Source organism: Sphingobium sp. TomTYG46 (assembly GCF_055396345.1).
On record NZ_AP027324.1, the window covers coordinates 548,943 to 575,010 of the forward strand.

Annotated in this window: 26 protein-coding genes and 1 tRNA gene; 19 read left to right on the top strand and 8 right to left on the bottom strand. The window is 61.8% G+C overall.

Annotation, left to right across the window (positions count from 1 at the left end):
- Positions 1-6: 6 nt before the first annotated feature.
- The 3 genes from ACZ5YV_RS02830 to ligK are packed head-to-tail and all read right to left on the bottom strand — an operon-like array spanning position 7 to position 2,613.
- On the bottom strand, positions 7-894 hold the full coding sequence (locus tag ACZ5YV_RS02830) for an amidohydrolase family protein (RefSeq protein WP_464788490.1): 888 nt from the start codon (positions 892-894) through the stop codon (positions 7-9).
- Positions 891-1,946 (bottom strand): 4-oxalomesaconate tautomerase, encoded by a 1,056-nt coding sequence (locus ACZ5YV_RS02835; RefSeq protein WP_464788491.1) that lies wholly within the window; start codon positions 1,944-1,946, stop codon positions 891-893. The genes ACZ5YV_RS02830 and ACZ5YV_RS02835 overlap by 4 nt, the downstream gene beginning before the upstream one ends.
- Positions 1,939-2,613, bottom strand: a complete 675-nt coding sequence (gene ligK, locus ACZ5YV_RS02840) for a 4-carboxy-4-hydroxy-2-oxoadipate aldolase/oxaloacetate decarboxylase (protein ID WP_464788492.1) — start codon at positions 2,611-2,613, stop codon at positions 1,939-1,941. Before ligK ends, ACZ5YV_RS02835 begins: the two co-directional genes overlap by 8 nt.
- 103 nt (positions 2,614-2,716) lie before the next feature.
- Here ligK and ACZ5YV_RS02845 point away from each other — a divergent pair, with 103 nt between their 5' ends.
- The 7 genes from ACZ5YV_RS02845 (at position 2,717) to ACZ5YV_RS02875 (ending at position 8,934) form a co-directional block, all read left to right on the top strand.
- Positions 2,717-3,868, top strand: coding sequence for a LysR substrate-binding domain-containing protein (locus ACZ5YV_RS02845; protein WP_464788493.1), 1,152 nt, complete (start codon positions 2,717-2,719; stop codon positions 3,866-3,868).
- Positions 3,869-3,932: 64 nt separating this feature from the next.
- Positions 3,933-4,829, top strand: a complete 897-nt coding sequence (locus ACZ5YV_RS02850) for an NAD(P)-dependent oxidoreductase (RefSeq protein ID WP_464788494.1) — start codon at positions 3,933-3,935, stop codon at positions 4,827-4,829.
- 361 nt (positions 4,830-5,190) lie between these two features.
- On the top strand, positions 5,191-6,216 hold the full coding sequence (locus tag ACZ5YV_RS02855) for an amidohydrolase family protein (protein WP_464788495.1): 1,026 nt from the start codon (positions 5,191-5,193) through the stop codon (positions 6,214-6,216).
- Between the two features lie 106 nt (positions 6,217-6,322).
- Positions 6,323-6,727 (top strand): protocatechuate 4,5-dioxygenase subunit alpha, encoded by a 405-nt coding sequence (gene ligA / locus ACZ5YV_RS02860; protein WP_404954720.1) that lies wholly within the window; start codon positions 6,323-6,325, stop codon positions 6,725-6,727.
- Positions 6,727-7,575, top strand: coding sequence for a class III extradiol dioxygenase subunit beta (locus ACZ5YV_RS02865; protein WP_464788496.1), 849 nt, complete (start codon positions 6,727-6,729; stop codon positions 7,573-7,575). Before ligA ends, ACZ5YV_RS02865 begins: the two co-directional genes overlap by 1 nt.
- A 21-nt stretch (positions 7,576-7,596) precedes the next feature.
- Positions 7,597-7,959 (top strand): hypothetical protein, encoded by a 363-nt coding sequence (locus ACZ5YV_RS02870; protein WP_464788497.1) that lies wholly within the window; start codon positions 7,597-7,599, stop codon positions 7,957-7,959.
- A gap of 36 nt (positions 7,960-7,995) precedes the next feature.
- Positions 7,996-8,934 (top strand): Gfo/Idh/MocA family oxidoreductase, encoded by a 939-nt coding sequence (locus ACZ5YV_RS02875; protein ID WP_464788498.1) that lies wholly within the window; start codon positions 7,996-7,998, stop codon positions 8,932-8,934.
- Positions 8,935-8,944: 10 nt separating this feature from the next.
- On the opposite strand, the gene ACZ5YV_RS02880 is transcribed toward ACZ5YV_RS02875, so the two are convergent.
- Complete coding sequence (locus ACZ5YV_RS02880) at positions 8,945-9,823, bottom strand: helix-turn-helix domain-containing protein (protein ID WP_464788499.1); 879 nt, start codon at positions 9,821-9,823, stop codon at positions 8,945-8,947.
- A gap of 109 nt (positions 9,824-9,932) precedes the next feature.
- Between ACZ5YV_RS02880 and pobA the strand changes: the two genes are divergently transcribed.
- Positions 9,933-11,102: a 4-hydroxybenzoate 3-monooxygenase gene (gene pobA / locus ACZ5YV_RS02885; RefSeq protein ID WP_464788500.1), complete on the top strand. Its 1,170-nt coding sequence runs from the start codon at positions 9,933-9,935 to the stop codon at positions 11,100-11,102.
- A 351-nt stretch (positions 11,103-11,453) separates the two neighbouring features.
- Here the strand turns inward: pobA and ACZ5YV_RS02890 are convergent.
- From ACZ5YV_RS02890 to ACZ5YV_RS02900, 3 genes are all read right to left on the bottom strand, one after another.
- Positions 11,454-11,528, bottom strand: a tRNA-Glu gene (locus ACZ5YV_RS02890).
- A 287-nt stretch (positions 11,529-11,815) separates the two neighbouring features.
- Entirely contained in the window at positions 11,816-12,604 is a 789-nt protein-coding gene (locus ACZ5YV_RS02895) for a SapC family protein (protein WP_464788501.1), read from the bottom strand.
- Positions 12,605-12,728: 124 nt separating this feature from the next.
- Positions 12,729-14,168 carry an FAD-binding oxidoreductase gene (locus ACZ5YV_RS02900; protein WP_464788502.1) on the bottom strand — a complete coding sequence of 480 codons (1,440 nt, stop codon included), beginning with the start codon at positions 14,166-14,168 and terminating at the stop codon, positions 12,729-12,731.
- Between the two features lie 77 nt (positions 14,169-14,245).
- Here ACZ5YV_RS02900 and ACZ5YV_RS02905 point away from each other — a divergent pair, with 77 nt between their 5' ends.
- Positions 14,246-14,680 (top strand): hypothetical protein, encoded by a 435-nt coding sequence (locus tag ACZ5YV_RS02905; RefSeq protein ID WP_464788503.1) that lies wholly within the window; start codon positions 14,246-14,248, stop codon positions 14,678-14,680.
- Positions 14,681-14,802: 122 nt separating this feature from the next.
- On the top strand, positions 14,803-16,149 hold the full coding sequence (locus ACZ5YV_RS02910) for a DEAD/DEAH box helicase (protein WP_464788504.1): 1,347 nt from the start codon (positions 14,803-14,805) through the stop codon (positions 16,147-16,149).
- A 45-nt stretch (positions 16,150-16,194) separates the two neighbouring features.
- Here the strand turns inward: ACZ5YV_RS02910 and radC are convergent, their stop codons facing one another.
- Complete coding sequence (gene radC, locus ACZ5YV_RS02915; RefSeq protein WP_464788505.1) at positions 16,195-16,890, bottom strand: RadC family protein; 696 nt, start codon at positions 16,888-16,890, stop codon at positions 16,195-16,197.
- Positions 16,891-17,020: 130 nt separating this feature from the next.
- Here radC and ACZ5YV_RS02920 point away from each other — a divergent pair, with 130 nt between their 5' ends.
- From ACZ5YV_RS02920 to uvrC, 9 genes are all read left to right on the top strand, one after another.
- Positions 17,021-20,245, top strand: a complete 3,225-nt coding sequence (locus tag ACZ5YV_RS02920) for an intermembrane phospholipid transport protein YdbH family protein (RefSeq protein ID WP_464788506.1) — start codon at positions 17,021-17,023, stop codon at positions 20,243-20,245.
- Positions 20,242-20,430, top strand: a complete 189-nt coding sequence (locus ACZ5YV_RS02925; protein ID WP_196225806.1) for a YnbE family lipoprotein — start codon at positions 20,242-20,244, stop codon at positions 20,428-20,430. Before ACZ5YV_RS02920 ends, ACZ5YV_RS02925 begins: the two co-directional genes overlap by 4 nt.
- A complete protein-coding gene (locus tag ACZ5YV_RS02930) occupies positions 20,427-20,828 on the top strand; it encodes a DUF1318 domain-containing protein (protein ID WP_464788507.1) in 402 nt (133 codons plus the stop codon). Before ACZ5YV_RS02925 ends, ACZ5YV_RS02930 begins: the two co-directional genes overlap by 4 nt.
- 174 nt (positions 20,829-21,002) lie before the next feature.
- Positions 21,003-21,326: an AtpZ/AtpI family protein gene (locus ACZ5YV_RS02935; RefSeq protein WP_464788508.1), complete on the top strand. Its 324-nt coding sequence runs from the start codon at positions 21,003-21,005 to the stop codon at positions 21,324-21,326.
- Between the two features lie 46 nt (positions 21,327-21,372).
- Positions 21,373-22,158, top strand: coding sequence for a F0F1 ATP synthase subunit A (locus tag ACZ5YV_RS02940; protein ID WP_464788509.1), 786 nt, complete (start codon positions 21,373-21,375; stop codon positions 22,156-22,158).
- A gap of 54 nt (positions 22,159-22,212) precedes the next feature.
- On the top strand, positions 22,213-22,440 hold the full coding sequence (locus ACZ5YV_RS02945) for a F0F1 ATP synthase subunit C (RefSeq protein WP_021240110.1): 228 nt from the start codon (positions 22,213-22,215) through the stop codon (positions 22,438-22,440).
- Positions 22,441-22,525: 85 nt separating this feature from the next.
- Entirely contained in the window at positions 22,526-23,020 is a 495-nt protein-coding gene (locus tag ACZ5YV_RS02950; protein WP_460986071.1) for a F0F1 ATP synthase subunit B family protein, read from the top strand.
- Positions 23,013-23,627 carry a F0F1 ATP synthase subunit B family protein gene (locus ACZ5YV_RS02955; protein WP_464788510.1) on the top strand — a complete coding sequence of 205 codons (615 nt, stop codon included), beginning with the start codon at positions 23,013-23,015 and terminating at the stop codon, positions 23,625-23,627. The genes ACZ5YV_RS02950 and ACZ5YV_RS02955 overlap by 8 nt, the downstream gene beginning before the upstream one ends.
- 475 nt (positions 23,628-24,102) lie before the next feature.
- Entirely contained in the window at positions 24,103-26,019 is a 1,917-nt protein-coding gene (gene uvrC / locus ACZ5YV_RS02960) for an excinuclease ABC subunit UvrC (RefSeq protein ID WP_464788511.1), read from the top strand.
- The last annotated feature ends 49 nt before the right edge of the window (positions 26,020-26,068 follow it).

The window sequence follows — 26,068 nt, forward strand, 5'->3', positions numbered from 1 at the left end:
TGTAAACTAATCAAAAGCCATTTCCTCGGGCCAGTACAGCCGGGTGGGATTGGCGACGAGCAGACGATGCTGGAGGCTGGCGGTGGGCGCGATGCGGGGGATCATATCGACCAGCGCGCCGTCGTCTGGAATTGCCTTTTCCATGTTCGGGTGCGGCCAATCGGTGCCCCAAAGCACCCGGGTCGGATAATCCGTGACCAGAGGAACGACGGTTCTTGCGAAATCGTCCCACGGGGGACCTTGCGGGTCTAACCGATCGGGACATGTGACCTTGGTCCAGATGTCGTCCCTGCTGTCGAGCAGGGCGCGAAAAGCGAGCATGTCGATGCCGTCCGGCCCTTGGGTGACGTCCGGACGACCCATATGATCGATGACGATGAGGGTGGGAATGGCGTCCAGGAAAGGGCGCAGTTCTTCCAGAAGGTCGGGCTCAAAATAGACGACCACATGCCATCCAAGCGGCTGGATGCGGCGGGCGACTTCGAGGAACTTGTCCTTCGGCGCGTCATCGACGAGGCGCTTGAGGAAGTTGAACCGCACTCCGCGGATGCCGCCTTCATGCAGCGTTTCGAGTTCTGCGTCGCTGATTTCCGGGTCAACCACCGCGACGCCGCGCGCCTTGCCGTTTGACTGCGCTATCGCATTAAGGGTCGCGGCATTATCCGTTCCGTGGCAACTCGCCTGGACGATGACGTTGCGGGAGAAACCAAGCCGGTCCCGAAGCGCGAAGAGCATATCCGGCCCTGCGTCCTCTGGAAGATATTTCGCCTTGGGACTGAATGGAAACCGCGCCATTGGTCCAAAGACATGGCAATGCGCATCGACTGCGCCCGGGGGTGGCGTGAAGCGAGGCACTGACGGAGTGGAGTGCCAGCTGACAACACGATCCGTCATGCAAAAATCTCTCCGTCCATCAGCTTTCGGGCGGTGCGCAGCAATGCGGCGCTGACGACCTGGCCCTGATCGTCCAGTTCCATGACGCAGGTGGTTTCGCCTGTCGGATGTTCTACCGAAAGGCTTTTGATCCTGTCATCGGGAATGGCGGCAAGCTCTGCGGCTGGCGTGCCTTGAATGAGGCAGGCGGTGGCGACGCTGACCGCGCCCAGTACGCCGATCGATGCATGAGCCCGGTGAGGAATGAAACTGCGCACCGTGATCGCGCCGCCGTGGCGCGGGGGTGCTACCAGCATCATCTTGGGCACCGACTTTTCCTTTACATCGCCAAGGTTCATTCGTTCTCCAACGGCGAGACGGATTTTCTCGATGCGAGCCTTCAGGGCGGTGTCCTTGTCCAACGCGTCGCGATCTTCATAGCCGGTTATGCCCAAGTCCCGCGCCTTCATGACGACGCAAGGCATCCCGTTGTCGATCAGGGTGACGCGAACACCTTCGACCTCGTCAAAGACATTGCCGGTTGGGAGCAAGGCGCCGCAGGAGGAACCGGCGGTGTCGCGGAATTCCAGCGGGATAGGGGCAGCGGTGCCGGGGACTCCGTCGATCTTCGCGTCGCCGTCATAGCGGACGATACGGCTCGGGGTTTGCACGGTCGCAATCGCGGTCTGGCCGGTATTTTCCATGTAGATGGCGACGCGGGTCTCCCCATCTCGTGCTTCGACAAGGCGCCGCTCGATGGCGAAGGGGCCAACGCCAGCGAGGATGTTGCCGCAATTCTGCGCGTCGGTGACGATGGCTTGATCAACGAAGACCTGGAGAAAGAGATAGTCGACATCGACGCCGGGCCGCGCCGACTTTTTGACCACGGCCACCTTGCTCGTCAGTGGGTCGGCGCCGCCCATACCGTCGATCTGACGGGGATCGGGCGAGCCCATGATGCGCAGGAGAAAGCTGTCGCGAGCGGCGGGGTCGGCGGGCAAGTCCTCGGCGAGGAAATAGCCGCCCTTTGACGTGCCGCCGCGCATCCACATGACACGGGCGGAGTCAGACATATTTGAGACCCATTTCTTCAAGGCGCGGCCGCATGTTGTAGATGTCGAGACCGAGTTCGCCAGCAGCCAGGCGAACACGCTTGGCTTCTTCGGCGGCTTCGCGGGCCTGGGCCTTTTCGAGGACAGCGGTGGCGTTGGCGCGGGGGACGATGCAGACGCCGTCATCGTCGGCGATGATGATGTCGCCCGGATTGACGAGGGCGTTGGCGCAGACGACGGGAACGTTCACGCTGCCGAGCGTCGCCTTTATCGTGCCTTGGGCATGGACGGCCTTCGACCAGACGGGGAAGTTCATTTGGGTGAGGTCGCGGATGTCGCGGACGCCTGCGTCGATGACGAGGCCGCGACAGCCGCGCGCCTGGGCTGAGGTTGCGAGGAGGTCGCCGAAATAGCCGTCGGTGCAGGGGCTGGTCGGCGCGAGGAGGAGGATGTCGCCTTCGCGGAGTTGTTCGATTGCGACGTGGATCATCCAGTTGTCGCCGGGAGGGGCGGAGATGGTGACTGCGCTGCCGGCAATGCGGGCGCCGGGATAGATGGGGCGCATGTAAGGCGCGAGGAGTCCGGTGCGGCCCTGGGATTCGTGGACGGTGGCGACGCCGCAATGGGCGAGGGCGTCAATGATGGAAAGGTCCGCCCGGTCGATATTCTGGACGACGATGCCGGACATGCGATTTGCTCCTTTGGCGAAAGCATGAAGGAAGTGGCGAGAAAAAGCGGTTTGAACAAATTTGATCTATGTGATTGGCATTAGTTTTTGCTAAGTGTTCGTGATGTCACCTGATCAGTTCAATATCCGGCACTTGTCCGCTGTCGCCGCCGTGGTCGCGCAGGGGACCGTCAGCCTGGCGGCGCGCGCGGTCAATCTGACGCAGCCTGCCGTGACGCAGGGGATCGCCAAATTGGAGGCGCAGCTGGGCCTGTCGCTGTTCGAGCGGCATCCGGGCGGCATGACGCCTACGGAAGCCGCGACAAGACTTGCCCCCCGGCTGGAGGCTGCGTTGCGGCTGATTGGTAGCAACCGGGCGACGGCGGCGCAGATACGGGCCTTTGTCGCGCTGGCCCGAGCGGGGAGCTATGCGGCGGCGGCGGCCGAGGCAGGCGTGACGGAGCCGTCGCTGCACCGGGCGGTGGGCGACCTTGGCCTCGCGATGGGATACAGGTTGGCGGAACGGCGCGGGCGAGGCGTGACGCTGACGAGCGCAGGGGCAGCGCTGGCGCGGCGGTTGCGGCTGGCGCTGGCGGAATTGCGGTCGGGGCTGGAAGAAATCGAGGCGCTGAAAGGGCAGGAGAGCGGGCGCGTCGTGGTGGGCGCAATGCCGCTGTCGCGCGCAAGGCTGCTGCCCCGCGTGATCAGCCGGTTCCGGCGCGAGTTCCCGCATGTGCATATCAGCATCTATGAAGGGTCGCACGCCGAACTGGTCGGGCCGCTGCGCGACGGCGAGGTCGACATGATGATCGGCGCGTTGCGCGATGCGTCGGTGGGGCAGGACCTGGTGCAAAAGCCCCTGTTCGAGGATCGGCCGACGATCATGGCGCGGGCAGGGCATCCACTGGCGGGGGGATGGGACGCCGATGCTTTGCGGCGTTTCCCATGGATATTGCCGCCGGAAGGGACGCCGTTGCGGCAGTTGTGGCGGGAGATGGTGGAGACGCTGGGCGGCGAGTTGCCTGCCGTGCCGATCGAATGCGGATCGGTGATGACGATCCGCGAGCTGCTGGTAAACGGCGATTATCTGACGATGCTGTCGGTCGATCAACTGGCACTGGAGCTGAACGCCGGGATGGTGATCGACATCGGTCCCGCGCCCGGCGCGATCAGCCGCATGATCGGGCTGACCATCAGGGCGGATTGGCGCCCGACCCGCTTGCAACAATGTTTCATGGCAGCGATCGATCAGGAAGTTGAAGGCATAAGTTCGTAAAAACTTATGACGGTGCCGGGGATTCGATTGGCGGCGCTGACAGGGATGGGCCATCCCCTGGCGCATGGAGCAGGAAGTCGGTCTGATCGGATTTGGCGAGGCGGGTTCGACCTTTGCATTGGCAGGGGGCTGGGCCGCGCGGGCGCATGTGTTCGACAGCAAGACCGAAGACGCCGCAGTGCTTGACGCGATGATAGCGACCTATGCCGATGCCCATGTGCTGGGCGCGCGCTTTCTGGAAGATGCGCTTTCCGGCGTGGAATTGGTGATTTCGCTGGTGACGGCGGATCAGGCATTGGCGGTTGCCGAGGCGGCGGCGGAGTGCATCGCGCCGGGCACCATTTATTGTGACATGAACAGTGTCGCGCCGCAGACGAAGCAGGAAGCGGCGCGGACAATCGAGGCGGCGGGCGGACGATATGTCGACGTGGCCGTCATGGCACCGGTTCGCCCGGCGGCGCTGTCCGTGCCGTTGTTGTTGAGCGGGGGAGTGGCCGAAGTGGCCGCAGCGCGGTTGCAGGCGTTGGGCTTTACCAATGTGCGCGTTGTCGGTGACGGGGTGGGCCGTGCGTCCGCGATCAAGATGATCCGGTCCGTAATGGTCAAGGGCATCGAGGCGCTGACCGCTGAGTGCGTGCTGGCCGCGGAAGCGGCGGGCGTGCGCGACGAGGTGCTGGCGTCGCTGGATGCGAGCGAGAAGTCGCGGCCTTGGGGCGAGCGGGCCGATTATAATCTGGAGCGGATGCTGGTTCACGGGCTGCGCCGTGCTGCCGAGATGGAAGAGGTGGTGAAGACGCTGGAGGCGCTGGGCACCGGGGCTGCGATGACGCGTGGGGCGGTGGAGCGGCAGCGGGCGATCGGGGCGCTTGGGGTTGCCGATGTGCCGGAGGGGTTGAGCGGGAAGCTTGAGGTGGTTTTGGCGCGGGGTGAGGTGGTGGGATTGCGGTCTGAGGTGGTGTGATTTGCTGGGCGGCGGCTGAACTGCGAGCTTTAGTGAAGTTCGTCATCCCAGCGCAGGCTGGGATCTCAGGCGGCCCGAGGTTCGGTCTGGAGGCACGAGATCCCAGCCTTCGCTGGGATGACGGGAGTTAGGGAGTGTCGCTGTCGGTGACCGAGATTTGATGGGGGTGCTTATCCCCTTCGTCACCCCGGACTTGATCCGGGGTCTCGCTGGCTGGGTCGGGCTCCCGTGAATGGAAAGCGGGACCCCGGGTCAGGCCCGGTGTGACGGCTTGGTGAAGTGGGTGAAGGCCTGAGATCCCAGCTTTCGCTGGGATGACGGTAAGGATGGGTGGTGTGAGAAGGATGAGGATAGGAACGCAATGAGCCTGATTATCGACTGCCATGGCCATTATACCGTGCTCCCCAAGGGGCATGATGCCTGGCGGGAGGAGCAGAAGGCGGCGTTCAAGGCGGGCGTTGCTGCGCCGCCTTATCCTGAGATCAGCGATGATGAGATCCGCGACACGATCGAGTCCAACCAGTTGCGCCTTATCAAGGAACGGGGCGCGGACCTGACGATCTTTTCGCCTCGTGCTTCGGCGATGGCGCCGCATGTTGGGGATGCGGAGGTCGCCCGGGAGTGGGCGATGCGGTGCAATGACCTGATCGCGCGGGTGGTGGGGCTGTATCCCCAGACTTTTGCTGGCGTTTGCATGCTGCCGCAGTCGCCAAAGGCCGACATGGGCAACAGCATCGCGGAGCTGGAACGGTGCGTCACGCAGCTGGGCTTTATTGGGTGCAACCTCAATCCCGATCCCGGCGGCGGGCATTTTCAGCATCCGCCGCTGACCGATCGTTACTGGTATCCCTTTTACGAGAAGATGGTCGAGCTGGACGTTCCGGCGATGATCCATGTGTCGGGCAGCTGCAACCCGGCGATGCATGCGACCGGCGGCTATTATATCGCGGCGGACACGATCGCCTTCATGCAGTTGCTGGAGGGCGACCTGTTCGCGGATTTCCCGACGCTGCGCTTCATCATTCCGCATGGCGGCGGGGCGGCGCCCTATCATTGGGGGCGGTATCGGGGGCTGGCCGACATGCTGAAGAAGCCGAGCCTGGACACGCATCTGATGAACAACATCTTTTTCGACACCTGCGTCTATCATCAGCCGGGCGTCGATCTGCTGGCCGATGTGATCGACAACAAGAATATCCTGTTCGGATCGGAAATGGTCGGCGCGGTGCGCGGGATCGATCCGACGACCGGCCATTATTTCGATGATACCAAGCGCTATGTCGACGCGCTGGATATCAGCGATGCGGAACGACACGCGATATTCGAGGGCAATGCCCGCCGCGTCTTCCCGCGTCTGGACGCGCAACTGAAGGCGCGCGGCCTGTGAGCTACCGCACCCCCCTTGTAGCCCCTTGGGGGGTGGGTCCATCTTCTGTCCCTGCTGTGGAAGGACGAGGCGGAAGATGGATTTTTTCTTGTCTGGAGAACCGCGGATGAGCGTTGATATCCATGAATATCTGGCCGAATTTGACGATATCCCCGGCACGCGCGTCTATACGGGAAAGCGCGCGCGGCAGGGATATTGGATGAACCAGTTCGCGATGAGCCTGATGAAAGGCGATAATCGCGAACGGTGGAAGGCGGACGAGCGCGCCTATCTGAACGAATGGCCGATGACCGAAGATCAGCGGCAGGCGATTTTGGATCGCGACTATAATCGTTGCCTGGATCTGGGCGGCAATATCTATTTCCTGGCCAAGGTATTTTCGACCGACGGCATGTCCTTTTTGCAGGCGGTGGGAACCATGACCGGCATGAGCACGGAAGAGTATCAGGCCATGATGATTGCGGGAGGGCGATCACCCGAAGGCCAGCGATCGATAAGGGAGAAACGTTGATGGCCCGCATTACCGCTGGCGTAGGGACCAGCCATGTGCCCGCGATCGGCGCGGCGATGGACAATGGCAAAGTGGGCGAGCCCTATTGGGCGCCTTTGTTCGCGGGCTACGATTGGTCGCGGCAATGGATCGCGCAGGAAAAGCCGGACGTCGTCATACTGGTCTATAATGACCATGCGTCCGCTTTCGACATGAAGATCATTCCGACCTTCGCGATTGGTTGTGCCGACCGCTACGGCATTTGCGACGAGGGATGGGGGCCGCGGCCGGTGCCCGATGTGGAGGGGCATGCCGACCTTGCCTGGCACATCGCGCAGAGCCTGATCCTGGACGAGTTCGACATGACCATCATCAACGAGATGGATGTCGATCATGGATTAACCGTGCCGATGAGCCTGATGTTCAATCAGCCTGATAAATGGCCGGTGAAGGTCGTTCCGCTGGCCGTCAACGTCGTCACCTATCCGCCGCCGTCGGGCAATCGCTGCTGGTTGCTGGGCGAGGCGATCGCGCGGGCGGTGGAAAGTTTCCCCGAGGATCTGAACGTGCAGGTGTGGGGCACGGGCGGGATGAGCCATCAGTTGCAGGGGCCGCGCGCCGGGTTGATCAACGCCGAATGGGACAATCGCTTCCTGGACCTGTTAAGTGCCGAAGATAATGGGCAGTTGCGCGCCATCCCGCATATCGAATATCTGCGGGAAACCGGATCGGAGGGGATCGAGATGGTGATGTGGCTGATCATGCGCGGTGCGCTGGGCAGGAAGGTCACGCCGCTGCATCGCCATTATCATGTTCCCGCATCCAATACGGCGGTCGGGCATCTGGTGTTGAAACCCGACGATTCATAACGACAATCGAAGGGATGGATGATGGCGCGCGCCGACATCGAGGATGCATTGGTCAGGCTGGAGCAGGTGCATAAGCAGCTGGGGGTGCTATCCACCGGCGCGGAGCCGGGCTGGGAAAAGCAATATTTACAGGCCCGGCGGACCTTGCAGGAACAGATCAACCGATTGTGCCAGGCGGACGCGCAGCTGAACCTGTCCGATGAAGATAGTCGTCGGTTTCGCGATGCCTTTGGCAAGTTTCGGACGGCGACAGCGCTGCACCAGGCGGATTGGCCGGTCGTCGGTATCAATCGGCAAGACCCGGCATATAGCCAGTCCGCAGCCAATGTGGGGCAGACTTATCAGCAATTCATGACGGTGATGCGCGCGCTGATGCAGCGATAGCCAGAGCGCGCGGCCAGTAAGATGAGGAGTTAGAATATGAGGATCGCGCTGGCCGGTGCGGGGGCTTTTGGTGAAAAGCATCTGGATGGTTTGAAGAATATCGACGGCGTGACCGTCACTTCGCTGGTCGGGCGCAATCTGGAGCCGACGCAGGCGATCGCGGCAAAATATGGGATCGGGCATGCGACGACCGAGCTGGCCGAGACGCTGGCGCGCGATGATGTCGACGCGGTGATCCTGTGCACGCCGACGCAGATGCATGCGGAACAGGCGATCGCCTGCATGGATGCGGGCAAGCATGTGCAGGTTGAGATACCGCTGGCCGATAGCTGGGCCGATGCGCAGGCAGTATTGCGCAAGCAGGAAGAGACGGGGCTGACCTGCATGGTCGGGCATACGCGGCGCTTCAACCCCAGCCATCAATGGGTGCATCGGCAGGTCAAGGCAGGCGCGTTCAACGTCCAGCAGATGGATGTGCAGACCTATTTCTTCCGCCGCAAGAACATCAATGCCAAGGGTGAGGCGCGGTCATGGACCGACCATCTGCTGTGGCACCATGCGGCGCATACGGTGGATCTGTTCGCCTATCAGGCGGGGCGGATCGTGGACGCGCATGCGATGCAGGGGCCGATCCATCCCGAACTGGGCATTGCGATGGACATGTCGATCCAGTTGAAGAGCGAGAGCGGGGCGATCTGTACGCTTTCGCTGAGCTTCAACAATGACGGGCCGCTGGGGACCTTCTTTCGCTATATCGGCGATACGGGCACCTATATCGCGCGCTATGATGATCTGGTGAACGGCAAGGAAGAGCCGATCGACGTGTCGAAGGTGGACGTGTCGATGAACGGGATCGAGTTGCAGGACCGGGAATTTGTGAGCGCCATCCGCGAGGGGCGGGAGCCTAATTCGAGCGTGGCGAAGGTGTTCGACTGCTACCGGGTGCTGGGCGAGTTGGAGAAGCAGCTGGGGTGAGAGGTTCGCCTTATCCGGCGATGACAGCCCGTCCCCGGGCGGCGCGCCAGTCGCGGGGTGAGCGGCCGGTATGGCGGGCGAAGAAGCGGGAGAAGTACGCGGGGTCCTCGAAACCCACCGCGTAGCCGACTTCCGCGACCGACAGGTTGGAATAAAGGAGCAGGCGGCGGGCTTCGAGCAGGGCGCGCTCGTCGAGCATGGCGGCAGGGGAGAGCCCTGCGGCGTGGGCGCAGGCTTGGCGGAGCGCGGTTTCGCTGACGCCCAGCGCGCGGGCGTGGGCAGCGACAGGCTCCCGCTTGCGGAAACGCAGTTCGATCCGATCGCGCAGGCGGGCGACGAGGCGGGCCTGGCGGCCGCCGCTGCTGGCGCTGGCGTCGCACAGGGCCGCGTGGCGTAACGCCTGGACCATGAGCCAGAGGAGGAGCGCTTCGACGGCGGCGCGTTGTCCGGGGCCGGACCATGCAAGCTCGCGGGCGAGTGCGCCGATGCGGGTTTCCACTTCGGCGGCGCTGGGTATGGCGATGGCGCGGGGCGCACGGAAGAGCGGTTGAAGGTCGGCGTCACGCTCCAATAGGTGGCGCAGATAGCTGTCCGCGATAGTCGTCACCCAGCCCCGCGAGTCGCGGTGCCAGGCAAAACCGTGGATGATCCCTGCTGGCACCAGCAGCAGGCAGGGCGCTTCAAAGGTGACGCTTTCCCCATCCGCCCGCATCGATCCGCCGCCTTCGGCGATGAGGATGATATGGTTGAGATCGCGATGGAGATGCGGCTGGATCGTCCACTCGCTGGGGCGGGAACGATCGTCCAGGCTTTCGACATGGACAAAGCCCTCCGCAACGCTGCGCTGAGGCTCTCCGTAGAGGTAGAAACTGTGGATGGGAGTGGCCATGGTTCGCCATCAAAAGCTGCTGGATCATCCAAGTCATAGGCCAGTTCCCCCATGTCCGGCAAGGGTCGCCTCGCGCATCATGCACGGCGTCAGATGCGGGAGAGGTTTCATGAAGACACAGGTCGCCATCATAGGCGCGGGGCCTGCCGGGCTGCTGCTGGGCCATTTGCTTCGGGCGGAGGGGCTGGAGGTCATCGTGGTGGAGCGAGCATCGGACAGCTATGTCCTGGGGCGCATCCGCGCAGGCGTGCTGGAGCGGACCACGACGGACTTGATGGACCGGCTGGGCCTTGGCGAACGGATGCATCGTGAAGGGTTGCCCCATGACGGCTTTCACCTGGCCAGTAGCGAGCGGTCGATCCGCATTGATATCGCGGGCCTGACCGGACGGCAGGTCATGGTATATGGCCAGACGGAGATTACCCGCGACCTGATGGAGGCGGCGGCCGGGCGTGGTCTGGAGATCGTCTACGAAGCGGATGACGTGGCATTGCATGACTTTGACAGCGACGCGCCGTACCTGACCTATCGCAAGGATGGTCGGCAGGAACGGATAGATGCCGAATTTATTTGCGGGTGCGACGGCTTTCACGGTCCTTCGCGGCGAGCCATACCGGCTGGCGTAGCGACCGCCTATGAGAAGCTATATCCGTTCGGTTGGCTGGGCATCCTGGCGGACGTGCCACCGTGCGATGACGAACTGATCTATGCCAATCATGAACGGGGCTTTGCGCTGGCGTCCATGCGATCGGGGACGCGCAGCCGCTATTATATTCAAGTGTCACTGGATGAACGGATCGAGGATTGGCCGGACGATCGGCTGTGGGATGAGTTGGCCGTGCGGCTGGGGCCTGAAGCGGGTGCACGGATGGTGCGCGGGCCAGCATTGGAGAAGTCGATCGCGCCGCTGCGATCCTTCGTATTCGAGCCGATGCAGCATGGGCGGTTGATGCTGGCGGGGGACAGCGCGCATATCGTGCCGCCGACGGGAGCGAAGGGGCTGAACCTCGCGGCGTCGGATATATTCTATCTTTCGGCTGCCTTGACCGGATGGTTCCGGCGGGGGGACGGGGATGCGATAGTGGGCTATTCCCCGCAGGCGCTGGCGCGGATTTGGAAAGCGGAACGATTTTCCTGGCAGCTGACGCGGCTGATGCACCGCTTTCCGGAAATGGATGCGTTCGACCGGCGAATGCAGGTTGCCGAACTGGACTATATTGCCTCTTCCAAGGCGGCGCAGGCGGCTATCGCGGAAAATTATGTGGGATTGCCGCTTTGAAAAGGACTTAGAGTAAAGCAATGAAGACGATTCTGCGGTAATCACGCGGAACATTCAAAGGTCTGATCGATAAATTTAATATAAAAATTCACAGATTGTCAGCCTGCCGAGGCGCGACCTTTCAAAGCCTCATCAAGCAGAATTGGCGACTTTTCATATCTGGATTGAAACGAGTGGTGCACCGCCCACGTGCCGAAAGCATGGCGCAAGTTCTCAGGGATCTGTCTGCGGAGGTAATAAGCGTCTGTCGTGGGCCGCCCCGGCTGTGCCATCTGTGCCGTTCTCATCTCGCTGTACCAGCGAGAGGTCTAGAAAGGCTGAATCGCAGCATTCTGCGCCCAAATGGGCAGGTGGTGACCCCTACGGGAATCGAACCCGTGTTTCAGCCGTGAGAGGGCCGCGTCCTAACCGCTAGACGAAGGGGCCTTGGCCGCACGGGCGGCTGGCAGGCGGTGGCGTTTAGGGGGAGAGGGGTTCGCCGTCAAGCGAAACCACTTGCCTTGTTCGGCCCATAAAAAACCACCCCATGTATTACATGGGGTGGCCAAGGTTCAGGGAGGAGACGCCTCCAAAAGGGGGAGGCGCCCATACGACACACCCGAAAGGGGGGCAGGTGCGCCGTATGTTCGAAAGATAAAGGAGGGCGAGCCCAGTTTCAAGGGGCCGACAAAAAGCTTTTCTATCGCATTATTGATGCAGGTTAATTTGCAGCGTCAGGCGTCGGCAGTTTGTGGCGTTGCCGGGACGGGAAGGGGTCCCTTGCCCTGCGTGATCTGCGACTCGAAAACTTCGCGGATGAGCTGCAGTGAGAAAAGATGCGCGTAGATAAGGGGCAGCATGCCGTTCTGGCTGATCTTTCGCAGCTGGTCGCCACGCATGTCACGCAGCTTTTCCTCGTTCACCATGCGAAAGCCGCGATAGACGAAAGGTTGATCGTTGCCGGGCACCTGGATGGCAACTTCACCGTCCATCAGCAGGTCCAGTTCCTTCAGGTCTTTCATGAACTGGCCAGTCCGCGCGGCAGCCTGTTCGAAATCCTCGCAGAATTTGAGAACGCCCTGAGTGAGTTCGGTCGGCTTGCCATCTTCGAAAAGGGGCTGGCCTTCCTCAAACTCGCCGACCGCTTCGCTGGTCGGATCGAAGCAGAGCGACAGTTCGTCGGTGTCGGGGCGCAGCTTCGCCAGCATCCAAGGATAGCGGCGGACATAGGCGGGGACATAGGCGGGGCCGCGCAGCTTGCCTTCATCGTCGAGGAAGGTGTTGACGCCTTCGTTCAGGCCCATCAGCGCCAGCGGCACCGCTTCGTCACCGGCGGAGAAGATAATCGGCACAAACCGTTGGGCCGCGACGAATTCATCGACGGTCAGGGGAACGGCATGCTGCTTCGTGAGGAAGGGCGCGGACTCCACCGAGCGGCTGCGATAGCTCGCATGATCGACGCTGCTGAGCGGGAGCAGGTCGTTGTAAAACACGGGGAGATTGTTGGCGGGCGCGCTAGCCATGATGCTGTTCCATCCTATCGAAGCAGCGCATGTTGGCTGCGCTGCCTTTCCTAAAAACTGGGTGTGGGCGATAAAGACCTTGTGGGTGGGAGGCAATTGCTTTGTCGAGCCAGCCCAGCGCCCTCTAGCCCTCTTCGGGACGAGGGATCAGCTTGTCCGGATTCATGAGGCCAAGGGGGTCAAACGCAGCCTTGATCGCGCGCAGGGCATGTAGCCGGGCAGGACTGGCAAGGCGGCCGAGTTCGGCCCGTTTCATCTGGCCGATGCCATGTTCCGCCGAAATCGAGCCGCCCGCCGCGACGACGGCATCATGGACGAAGGCGTTGATCGACTTCCCTTCTGCCGCGATCCAGGCGGGGCCGTCCATCGTTCCCTTGGGCGCGCGGACATGGAAGTGGACATTGCCATCGCCAAGATGACCGAAGGAGGAGGCGGTGGTTCCCGCGAAGGTGCGTTCGGCCGCCGCGGCCATGTCGATCATGAAGGAGGGCATGCGGGCTACGGGCACGCTGATGTCAAATTGCAGCGCCGGTCCCTGCGCGCGTTCCGCTTCGGACAGTGATTCGCGCAGGCGCCAGAACGCCGCTGCCTGAGCATCATTGGCGGCGATCGTGGCATCAACAGCGAGTCCTTGTTCGAGCGCTTGCGTCAGCGCTCCTTCAAGACGCTCGGCCGGAGATGGGCCGGACAGGTCGGCATCATCGATTTCGATCAGCACATGCCAGGGCGTGCGCGTCTCGATTGGGCAGCGAGTGCCAGGAATGTGGGACAGGACATGGCCGAGGCCATCGTCGGCGATAATCTCGAACCCCTCGACGCTGTCGCCCAATTGCCTTTCGGCCAGGCGGAGCAGGGCAAGCGCATCGGCGGGCGAGCGGACGCCGACCCAGCCGACTGCGCGGATCGCGATCGCAGGGACGAGGCGGAGCGAGGCGGCGGTGATGATGCCGAGCGTTCCTTCCGCGCCGATCAGCAACTGTTTGAGGTCATAGCCGCGATTGTCTTTCTTGAGCGCGTCGAGGCCATGCAGGATAGTTCCGTCGGGGAGGACTGCCTCCAGCCCCTCGACAAGTGCGCGCATCGTCCCATGGCGCAGCACCTGAGTGCCGCCTGCGTTGGTCGATATGAGGCCGCCGATCGTCGCCGATCCCTTCGCGCCGAGGCTGAGCGGGAAGCGGCGCCCGGCTTGCTCCGCGGCATCGTGGAGGGTTTCGAGGATGACGCCTGCTTCGCATATTGCGAGATTGTCGTCGGGAGAAAGGGAGCGGATGCGGTTCATCCGGCGCAGAGACAGGATAAACGCCGACCCGTCATCCGGAGGAGTCGCGCCGCCGACCATCGAGCTATTGCCGCCCTGAGGAACCAGGGGCACGTGAAGATCTGCTGCGAGTGTGACGGTCGCGGCAACTTCGTCCGTATTGGAAGGCTGGAGAATGGCGGCAGCGGCACCGTGAAAACGTCCCCGCCAATCGGTAAGCCAGGGAGCGATGTCGTCCGCGTCGGTCACGACGCCCTTTGGCCCCAGCAAGGCTATGAACCTGTCGATGATGTCTTGCCCTATCATACTGCAATGCTATGCCCCGGAATTCATCGACGGTTCAACCACCGGCCCATAGCGTGCCGCCCCAAAAGGGGTTCGATTTGCTTCATTCCGTCCTGTTGCTCCTTGTCGCGCCCGTGAGTGAGCCCGTACAATTGGCGCAGATGTCGATCGAGCAACGGATCATCATTCGCGTGCCAATGGCGAAAAAGGGACGAGCGCCCGCGCCCATCGCTCCACAGGCGGGGCGTGCGTGGAAGGAAAAGAAGGGGCCACGCTGCATCGCCTTGCGGTCGATCCGGTCAGCCAGCGTCATTGTGGATAATGGCGTCGATCTGCTGCTGGCAGATAATCACCGCTATAGGGCTCGGCTGGAGCGGGGGTGCAGTTCGACAGGCTTCTACTCGGGATTTTATGTCGAGCCGGATGAGGATGGGTCGCTTTGTTCCGGGCGCGATGAATTGCAGGCGCGTAGTGGGCTTAGTTGCGTGATCGACAGTTTCCGGCGATTGGAAGAGGCGGACGGGGACGATTGATCCCTGTTGAAGCGCGCTGCGATGCGCGATTTTCTTGACAAGATGCCAATATTTCCGCAAGGCGCGCGCGATTTCCGTGATGCATGAGTGCGTTGCGGAGAGCCTCTGTCCCGGACAATTGAATGACTTTTGCCGATCTCGGCCTTTCCGATGAACTGTTGAAGGCCGTTAACGAGGCTGGATACGATACGCCGACGCCGATTCAGGCGCAGGCGATCCCCCCCGTGCTGATGATGAAGGACATTATCGGCATCGCGCAGACGGGGACGGGCAAGACCGCCAGCTTCGTTTTGCCGATGATCGATATTCTGGCCCATGGCCGGGCTCGTGCGTTGATGCCCCGTTCGCTCATTCTGGAGCCGACGCGCGAACTCGCGGCGCAGGTTGCCGAGAATTTCGAGAAGTACGGGAAATATCACAAGCTCAACATGGCGCTGCTGATCGGCGGCGTGCAGATGGGCGATCAGCTCAAAGCCCTGGAAAAGGGCGTCGATGTGCTGATCGCCACGCCGGGCAGACTGATGGACCTGTTCCAGCGCGGCAAGATATTGCTGAACGGCTGTTCGATGCTGGTCATCGATGAAGCTGACCGCATGCTGGACATGGGGTTCATCCCGGACATTGAGGAAATCTGCACCAAATTGCCCTCGCAGCGGCAGACACTGCTGTTTTCAGCGACCATGCCCGCGCCGATCAAGAAGCTGGCGGATCGGTTCCTGAGCAATCCCAAGTCGATTGAAGTGGCGCGGCCCGCCACTGCCTCCACCAACATCACCCAGAGGCTGGTGAAGGTTGATTCGCGTAAGAAGCGCGAAGCCCTGCGCGCGATGCTGGAGCATGAGGAAGTGCTGAGCGCGGTGATCTTCTGCAATCGCAAGACCACCGTTCGTGAACTGAACAAGAGCCTGCAGCGCTACGGTTTCAAGTCGGGCGAGATTCATGGAGACATCGATCAGTCGTCGCGAATTGCCGAACTGGAGCGGTTCCGGGCGGGGTCGGTGAATATCCTGGTAGCGTCCGACGTCGCGGCGCGCGGGCTTGATATCAAGGGTGTCAGCCACGTCTTCAATTTCGATGCGCCCTGGCATCCGGACGATTATGTTCATCGCATTGGCCGTACCGGGCGTGCGGGGGCATCGGGTGTCGCCTATACTTTTGTGACCCCGGAAGATGCCGAGGCGATCGATAATATTCAGAAGCTGATCGGGCAGAAGATCGAGATGATCGCAGCTCCTGCCGGTGCCTCTGCAAAGGTAGATTTGGCCGACGAGCCGCGCCGGGATAGCGAGCGGAAGGTGGAGCGCAAGCCCGCCAAGCGCAAGGAGGACGAACGGCGGGAAGAGCCTCGTCCTGCCCGCCAGCAAGGTGATGGTTCAAAGTCGCGTCGCGCCGATGTTCGGGACGAAGGTCCGGATGAGGGCTGGAACGGACCTGTGCCTGAATTTCTTTCGGTGGGATTCGAGGGTTAGGACGTCCGTGGAACATCCTTCCTGCCGGTGGTAAGAAGGACGGTCCTACAATAGCCCCATCGCGCGCAGGCTGCTGTGTCCCTGCGATCCGATGATGATATGATCATGCACCGCGATGTTGAGGCGCTTGCCTGCTTCGGCGATCTGGCGGGTAATCTCGATATCCTGTCGGCTGGGTTCGGGAGAGCCGCTGGGGTGGTTGTGCACCAGGATCAGCGCTGATGAGCCAAGATCGATGGCGCGGCGTATGACTTCACGTGTGTAGATGGCGGCCTGGTCGATCGAGCCGTCGCCCATATGCTCGTCGCGGACCAGCATGTTGCGGCTGTTGAGGTGAAGCACGCGGACGCGCTCCACCGGGAGATAGGCCATGTCGGCCCGCAAATAATCGAGCAGGGCTTGCCAGCTTGCAAGGACCGGACGCTGTGACACCTCGTTGCGGAGCATGCGCAGCAGGGTGGCATGCACGATCTTGACAGCGGCAATGCTGGTGTCGCCCATGCCGGGGACGCGCGCGATCGCCTGCCAATCGGCGGTCATCAAGCCACCGATGCCGCCAAATTCACGTAGCAACGCCTTGGCCAGCGGCTTGGTGTCGCGGCGGGGAATGGCAAGGGCCAGCAGATATTCGATAAGCTCATGGTCGTGCAGCGCATCACCGCCGCTTTCCGCCAACTTCTGCCGAAGCCGGGCGCGATGTCCCACGCCGTCATGGCTGACCACAACTTCCCTGTCCGCCAATGCTTTATAATCCCCCGTTCAGAGAAATGGACCTATGCGTTGCGCAAATATCGGGCAAGGATATTTAGGGAGCGTCAGACGTTATGCAGGCGTTACGGATCAAGTGTGAAAGCCGGGGTTGGCCATAAGCATGGAAGTTGAGGACGGCGAAGAGGGAATTCGCCGCGGCTGGTTACGCTGGCTGGGCGTAGGGACGGGGTCCCTGGCGCTGATCCTTGTTGCGTTGTGGACCCAGAGAGCGCCGATCGCGGAAAATTTCATTGGGCGGGAGATGAACCGGCGCGGCGTCCAGGCGAGCTATGACCTGAAGGACATTGGCCTTCGCACTCAGCGTATCGAGAATATCGTCCTTGGCGATCCAGCGAATCCCGATCTGACTGCCCGGTGGGTGGAAGTGGATCTGGCATTTACTGGCCTGTCCCCGCACGTGTCGGCCGTGAGGGCCGGGGGCGTGCGGCTGCGCGGTTCTTATCGTGATGGGGTGCTTCGGCTGGGGGAATTGGACAAGTTCCGCGATCCTGCGTCTAAGGCGCCGTTCAGTCTGCCGGACATCGTCCTTGCGCTGCGCGATGCGCGCATGCGGCTTGATACCGATGCCGGAGTGGTCGGCATGCAGATCGACGGCAAGGGCAATCTGAGGTCCGGCTTCGACGGCCGCCTTGCCGCTGCCATGCCACGGGCGGCGTTCGCGGGGTGCAGCATGGCCGGTATGACCGCCTTGCTGGATGTCGCCATAAGGAATGAGCGGCCGCATCTGGTTGGACCGGCACAGGCGACGGCTCTTGGATGCAGGAGCAGCGCGACTGGCGCGGCCAAGCCGAGGGCGGACATGGATGTCTGGATCGGCAAGGCGCTGGATCGGTGGAACGGCCATGTCGTGCTGGGAGCCGAGGCGCTGAAGTCCTCTGGCATGGTGCTGGCGAAACCCGTCGGACGGATCGACTTTGATGGCAATGCGTCGGCGACGGCTGGCCGTGCGCGGATCGGCGCGGCGGCACTGGGCATGGCGGGGCTCAAGGCAGGTCAGTCGGAGATTGTCGGCGCTTGGAGCGTCGCAAAAGGTAAGTCACAGGCCAGCGGGCGTTTGTCGGCGCATCAACTGAGTCTTCCCGGACGTGATCCTCTCGCGGGGTTGAAGCGGTCTGCGGCGGGCACGCCTCTGGCGCCGCTGGCTGAACGGCTGGCCGATGCGGTGCGCCGTGCGGGGGAGGATAATGTGCTGCGAACCAGCCTTGCCTTCGCGCAAAGCGGCCAGGGTGGAAGCGTCGTGCTGACGAACAGTGGATTCGAATCAAGCAGCGGCGCGCGCGTGACGATTCCCGGCGATGGCAGGGTGACGATTGCCTGGCCGGGCAAGGCGGGAGCGGCCATCGACTGGGCGCTGGATGGCGCGCTCACGACGGATGGCGGTGGATTGCCGAAGGCTGCACTGCGGCTGGCACGGCGGCCGGGTGGCGGACTGGGTGGACAGCTTTTTATCGACCCATATGCGGCTCGTGATGCCAGGCTGGCGCTCGAGCCGGTACGTTTCACCGCCGGACCTGGGGGAGATACGCTCTTTTCAACAGTGGCAAGGCTGGACGGCCCGCTGCCCGGCGGACGGCTGCGCGGCCTCGTGCTGCCGGTCGTGGGACAGCTGAATGCTGATGGGTCGATCGCTATCAACCGGCGCTGCGTGCCGTTGGCGTTGGAGGAGGCGCGTTACGGCAGCTTTTCGGTCGGGCGAACCCGGCAGACGCTGTGCCCAATCGGCGGCGGTGCTCTGGTGGCGACGGGGCCGGGCGGGGTGAGCGCGGGGGCCGAGATCCGCAATCTCGACCTGCGAGGACGTAGCGGCCAAAGCCCGATGCGGCTGTCGGCGGAGCGGGCAAGGGTCGCCATCGGTCAGGAGGGCTTTTCGCTATCTCGGGCGGAACTGGCGATCGGGCCTGAAGCATCTCCGGTGCGGCTGGTCGCGCAAACGCTGACCGGCAGGGCTACGGAACAGGGTTTGACGGGAAAGCTGGCAGGAACCAACGCGCGAATCGGTTCCGTTCCACTGATCGTCGAGGATGGCGCGGGCGAATGGAGTTTCGCGCGAGGAGCGTTAAAGCTCGCCGCGTCGGTGATGGTGCGCGATGCCCAGACGCCGGGACGGTTTGAGCCGTTGAAGGTGCCAGACTTCGCCCTCAGCTTGCGGGAGGGCCGAATTCTGGCGACAGGAACGCTGCGGGCGCCGCGCAACGATGCCTTGGTCGCGCGTGCGGATATTTCGCATGATCTGGGCTCGGGCCGGGGCAAGGCCGACTTGACTGTGCCGGGGTTGATGTTCGGTCCCAATTTGCAGCCCGAGGACGTGACCCGGCTGGCGCTGGGGGTAGTCGCCAACGTCAATGCGACGGTAACGGGCGAGGGGCATATCCGGTGGAACGGCACGGATGTGACCAGCGATGGCGTGTTCCGCACCGATAATAATGCCAAGTTGGCGGCGGCGTTCGGCCCGGTAGAGGGAATGTCCGGCGAATTGCACTTTACCGATCTGCTGGGGCTGGTGAGTGCGCCGGGGCAGGAAATGCGGATCAGGATGGTCAATCCCGGTGTTGAAGTCCGCGATGGCCTTGTCCGCTACAGGCTGGAACCTGGGCAGAAGGTCCGCATCGAGGGCGGCGGCTGGCCCTTTTCTGGCGGGCAACTGGTTCTGTTGCCGACGACCATGGACTTCAGTGCCGATGTGGACCGCTATCTGACGTTCCGCGTTATCGGCATTGATGCGGGTGCCTTCATCCAGACGATGGAGCTTGAGAATATATCGGCCACAGGTACGTTCGACGGGATCATGCCGCTGATATTCAATGCTCAGGGCGGCCGCGTCGCGGGGGGCGTGCTGACCGCAAGGCAGCAGGGCATGCCGCCCCTCATCATGCCCGAAGGGGTGCTCCCCACGGTGCCTTGCGATCCCAACCGCCAGTCGGGGACGCTGTCTTATGTTGGGCCGGTTTCGAACGAGCAATTGGGCGTGATGGGCAAGCTGGCCTTCGATGCGCTCAAGAATCTGCAATATAAATGCCTCACCATCCTGATGGACGGAGCGCTTGATGGAGAGATGGTGACCAATGTCGTGTTCAACGGCGTCAACCGGGGGAAGCTGGGCGATGTTCCGGCGGGCATGGCGCGCAACCTCACCGGATTGCCTTTCATCTTCAATGTCCGCATCGCGGCGCCATTTCGAGGCCTGCTGGGCACCGCAAAATCCTTCATCGACCCCACTATGCTTATACAGAACAGCATAGGGGATCAGATGCAGGAGAAGATTCGCAAAGGGATTGCAGTTAACCCTGCGGAAAGCGACACTGTGAGAAACAGGGAACAGAAATGAAGACACAAGCTATCTTTGCGGCGGGTTTCGCCGGTTTGGCCCTGACGGGCTGCATCCAGGTGAAGGCACCGGACAAGCCGATCGAAATCAACCTGAATGTAAAGGTGCAGCAGGAGGTCGTCGTACGCCTTCAGCGTGATGCACAGGATCTTATCCAGAATAACCCGGAGTTGTTCCCGCAATGACACGCAAGCTTTTGATGATCGTCGCAGGTGCCGCCGTCGCGCTGGCCACGGGCCTTGTTGCGAGCGCGCCTGCTCGCGCGCAGTCGGGCGCGGTTGCCGCTGCAATGGCGGAGGGCGCCGTGGGCGAACAGGCGGACGGCTATCTGGGCATCGCTGGATCGGTAAGCGCGGCGGTGCGATCGGAAGTCGAATCGATCAACATCAAGCGGCGCGCGGCCTATACCGACCTTGCCAGCAAGCGAGGCGTCACGGTTCAGGATATGGCGGCAGCCACGGGTTGCCAGACATTGAGCAACCGCGTGAAGCAGGGTCAGGTTTATCGCGTGGGCGCGGGTCCCTGGCAAACCAAGGGTGCCGGGCCGATCGCCCTGCCGACCTATTGCGCGACCGCGGGGTAATTGCCCGACTGCGGGGCGTTTCGCCGCTGCGGCGAGTGGAAGCGCAATTCTCCTGACCAACTACGGTTGACTATCCCGAAAGCCCTTTCTAAACGGGCCGCGCCTTGACGGGTGCAACCGCACGCGCCATGCCGCCTGACGTTGGCTTATCTGCCTGAACGGAAAGGAACGGCCATGACGCAGGATGTGCCCGGGCAAGACCCGGCAGATGAGGACGAGCGCATCACTTCCCTTGAGGAACGGATCGCGAAGGCCGAACGAGCCGAAAAGGTCAGACAGGGGACCACGAAGCAACAGGGCGATGATGGATCGCGCCTGGGCAACAGGGTTCTCGCAGAACTGATCGGCGGTCTTGCCGGTGGTGCCGTGGTTGGTGGGACTTTGGACTACTTTCTGCGGACATCCCCATGGCTCCTGCTCGGTTTCCTCGGTCTTGGGATCGTGGTTGCCTTCAGGAACATCATCAGATTGACGACGACGAAGCGTCCCGGCGAATAGGGACGCTTTTATCTTAGTCCGAATAGCAGACGTTACAGGGGTCATCGTGGCACAATCCGGCAAAATCGATCCGATGCACCAGTTTGCGATCGAACCGTTGTTCGGTACGGATCACTTGTCGCTTGGCGGCTTCAACATCGCCTTCACCAACAGCGCGCTCTACATGGTGGCTGCTGCTGTGGTGCTGTGGATCTTCGTGATCGGCGGCATGAAGCGCGAACTGGTGCCCGGCCGCTGGCAGATGGCGGTCGAATATATGACCGGCTTCATCAAAAGCCTGCTGATCGCCAATGTGGGCGAGGGCGGCAAGAAATATATTCCTTATGTCTTCTCGCTGTTCATGTTCATCCTGCTGGCGAACCTGCTTGGCCTGTTGCCGCTTGGTTTGATTGGCCTGCATCCGTTCACCTTTACCAGCCACTTCACGGCTACCGGTGTTCTCGCGATCCTGAGCTTCTCGATCGTGCTGATCGTTGGCTTCTGGAAGCATGGCCTGCACTTCTTCTCGCTGTTCGTGCCCCATGGTACGCCGCTGCCTATGATCCCGGTGATCTTCCCGATCGAGCTGGTGTCGTTCATGGTGCGGCCGTTCAGCCTTGGTCTGCGACTGTTCGTTGCCATGACCGCCGGGCACGTTCTGCTCAAGGTGCTGGCGGGGTTCGTCATCAACAGCTCCAACGCGGGTGCCGGATATGGCCTGACGGTCGGTTCCGCCAGCTTCGTTCTGATGATCGGTATCAGCGCTCTGGAAGTGCTGGTGGCGGTGATCCAGGCCTATGTGTTCGCGCTGCTGACTTCGGTCTATCTGAACGATGCCGAGAACCTCCACTAAGTTTCCACTATTTTTCCAACCATTTGTTCGAGTTTAGAAAAGGGAGTTTACGACATGGACGCAGAAGCCGCAAAGCTGCTCGGTGCTGGCCTGGCCGCTATTGGTGCGGGCCTCGCCTCGCTCGGTGTGGGCAACGTGTTCGCATCGTTCCTGGAAGGCGCGCTGCGCAATCCGGGTGCCGCTGACGGCCAGCAGGGCCGCCTGTTCATCGGTTTCGCCGCAGCCGAACTTTTGGGTCTGCTGGCGTTCGTTATCGCCATGATCCTGGTGTTCGTGGCCTGACAACCGCTTGGCGTGCGGGCAGGGCGGCTGTCGCCGTCCCGTCCGCACGCATGAATTGACGGCGCCCTGATCGGACGGACCTATAATGCCTCAAATCGCGCAAATTGCCGAAACCTATGCATCGCAGATTTTCTGGATGCTGCTGACATTCGGCTTTGTCTTCTTCGTCATCGGCCAGGGTATGGTCCCTAAGGTTCAGGCGACGGCCGACGCGCGCGACGCGAAGATCACAGGTGATCTGGACGCAGCCAAGGCTGCCTTCGCCCGCGCCGATGAGGCAGAGGCTGATTATCGCACCCGCGATGCGGAAAGCAGGGCTGCGGCCCAGGCAACGCTGGCCCGGGCGAAAGCGGAAGCTGCGAAGGCTTCCGAAGTGCAGCTTGCTGCCGCCGACGCTGAAATCGCCACGCGGATCGGCGCAGCCGAAGCCCGCATCCAGGCGGCCAGCCAGGCAGCGATGGCAGAAATTGAAACCGTCGCCGCCGAAGCGGCGCGCGACATGGTCGCTCGTATTTCCGGCGTGAATGCGTCGGACGAAGCGGCCCGCAACGCAGTAAAGGCGGCACTGGCCCATGGCTGAGGCAGCAGCACAGCATAGCGAAGGTACGCCTCCGCATCTTGACGACGCCATTCATTCCGAAGGTATGGAGCCGGTAGGCACCGTCGCGCATGAAGGCGTGGCGCCGCACACTGACCCGAAGGCCGTCGGCATGGACGCGACCGCTTGGGTCAGCCTGGCCATGGCGGTCTTCATCCTTATCCTCCTGATCAAGAAGGTCCCCGCGCTGATCGGCAATGTGCTCGACGGCCGGATCGCCCAGATCAAGGAACAGTTGGCGGAAGCTGCCAAGCTGCGCGCCGAGGCTGACGCTCTGAAGGCTGAATATGAAGCAAAGCTGGCCAATGCAGCCGGTGAAGCGGAGGCGATGCGCAAATCGGCCGAGAGCGAAGCGGCAACGTTGCTCGAAGATGCCAAGTCCAATGCGGTGGCGCTGGTCGCCCGTCGCCAAAAGATGGCCGAGGACAAGATCGGTGCAGCGGAACGCGCTGCCATTGCGGGCATCCGTACAAAGGCCGTCAACGCTGCCACCAGCGCGGCTGCGACTCTGATCGCCCAGAACCATGACGCGGGCGCGGATCGGCAGTTGGTTGATAGCGCAATCAAGGGGCTTGGTCCCAGCATCTGAAGCTGACGATTTCGTCTTGAAAAGGGTCGATGCGGTTTGTCGCACCGACCCTTTTTTATGTCTGCATGTGGATCGGCCTTGTCTGTGCCCAAATAATATTTCGCGCGATGTGCCAACCAGAGAAGATCGATCAGCAAGCCTGCTGTGGTCGATGATCATGCGGAATTTGGCGTCGCTCCTCTGCGTCCGGTTACGAGCAGTTTGAATATCGTGCAGAGCGACGGTCCCCATTTCGGAAACGATTCTGTGTCCGTGCGGATGTCGAGCGTTTCCGGGTTACCGAGGATCAAGTCTCCGCGATTATTTCGGGCCATCCGCGCTCCGGTGTTGGAAAGTGGCCGGATGTCGCGGGCGCCAAACCACGCGTGAACAAGGCCGAAGATGGTCAAGGTGGTTCGCGCTGATTTAGGCTCCAAGGTTCAGCAAGCGGCGCCCAGCCATTGCGCTTGTCTGCGTCACCGCTATCTCTGCACCCATGTCGCATCCCCAATCTCCCGACCGTTTTCATGAGGACAAGGCCAGCTTCACGGTACGAGGAGCTGGCACGCCGGATATCGAGGCGGGCGTTGACGCGATCCGTACCACGCTGAAGACTCTGCCGACGCGGCCCGGTGTTTACCGGATGCAGGATGCTCGCGGTGACGTTCTCTATGTTGGCAAGGCACGGGCACTGCGCAATAGAGTGGCGAATTATACGCAGGTGGATCGCCTGCCGAAACGATTGCAGCGCATGGTGGCGCAAACGCGGTCGATGACGATCGTGACGACCAACAGCGAGGCCGAGGCGCTGCTGCTGGAAGCGCAACTGATCAAGCGGTTCAGGCCGCCTTACAATGTGCTGCTGCGGGATGATAAAAGCTTCCCCTTCATCCTGCTGCGGGAAGATCACCATTTTCCTCGGGTTCAGAAACATCGTGGCGCACGCAAGTATAAGGGGCGCTATTATGGTCCCTTCGCTAGCGCAGGTTCAGTGACGCGGACTATCAATGCGCTGCAAAAGCTGTTCCTGCTGCGAAGTTGCACGGACAGCTTCTTTGCAAATCGGTCGCGGCCCTGCCTTCTGTTTCAGATCAAGCGTTGTTCGGCGCCCTGTGTCCAGCGGATCGATGAGGCGGGTTATGCAGAGCTGGTGAAGGATGCGCAGGATTTCCTGGGCGGCAAATCGACCGCTGTGCAGAAGAAGCTGGGCGAGGCGATGCAGCTTGCTTCGGAGGCAATGGATTTCGAGCAGGCTGCGGTTCTGCGCGACCGGCTAAAGGCGCTGACCTTCATTCAGGGTAGCCAGGCGATCAACGCCGAAGGGCTGGGTGATGCGGACATCTTCGCGCTGGCGACGAAAGGTGGTTCGATGTGCATCCAGGCCTTCTTCATTCGGGGCGGTCAGAATTGGGGACATCGCAGCTTCTTCCCTGTCCACACGGCTGAAGTGGCAGAGGATGAGGTGCTGGCGAGTTTTATGGCGCAATTCTATGAGGAAGTGCCGCCGCCTAAATTGATTCTGTCCGATCGCGCGCCGATGGAATGTGAACTGATGGCGCAGGCTCTGACAGAGCGCATCGGGTCCAAGGTGCGGATCGAGGTTCCCCAGCGCGGCGATCGGACGCGGCTGATCAAGCAGGCGCAGCGCAATGCGGTGGAGGCGCTCGACCGGCGGCTGGCGGAGACGACGACGCAGGCTAAGATTCTGGAAGAGATGGTCGAGACATTCGGGCTGGATGGCGTGCCTGACCGGATCGAGATTTATGACAACAGCCATATCCAGGGGAGTCATGCGCTGGGCGCGATGGTGGTCGCGGGGCCGGAAGGTTTCCGCAAGAATGCCTATCGCAAGTTCAACATGAAGAACCCCGAAACATCGAACGACGACTTCGCGATGATGCGGGAGATGTTTGAACGGCGTTTCGGCCGGGCGGCGCGGGAAGATCCTGATCGCGATAGCGGGGAATGGCCTGATCTGGTGCTGATCGACGGTGGCAAGGGACAATTGTCGTCGGCGCGGGCGATTCTGGAGGATCTGGGGATCGAGGATATCTGCATGATCGGTATCGCGAAGGGGCCGCATCATGGGCGTGATGGACGGGAAGTGTTCCATATGCCGGATGGGCGGGAGATTAATTTCCCGATCAATCATCCCGTCCTGTTTTACCTGCAGCGATTGCGGGATGAGGCGCATCGTTTTGCGATCGGGGCGCACCGGCAGAAACGGAGCAAGGCGATTTCGACCAGTTCGCTGGATGAGGTGCCGGGAATTGGTCCGTCGCGGAAGAGGGCGTTGCTGATGCATTTTGGAACGGCGAAGGCGGTGAAAAGCGCGGCGCTGGAAGATTTGCTGAAAGCGCCGGGCGTTTCGAAAGCTGTGGCGCAGCAGATTTTTGATTATTTTCATGGATGAGATGGCGAGAAGAATGCGTTTTTGAAATTATCGTTTCGAGTTCGGAACG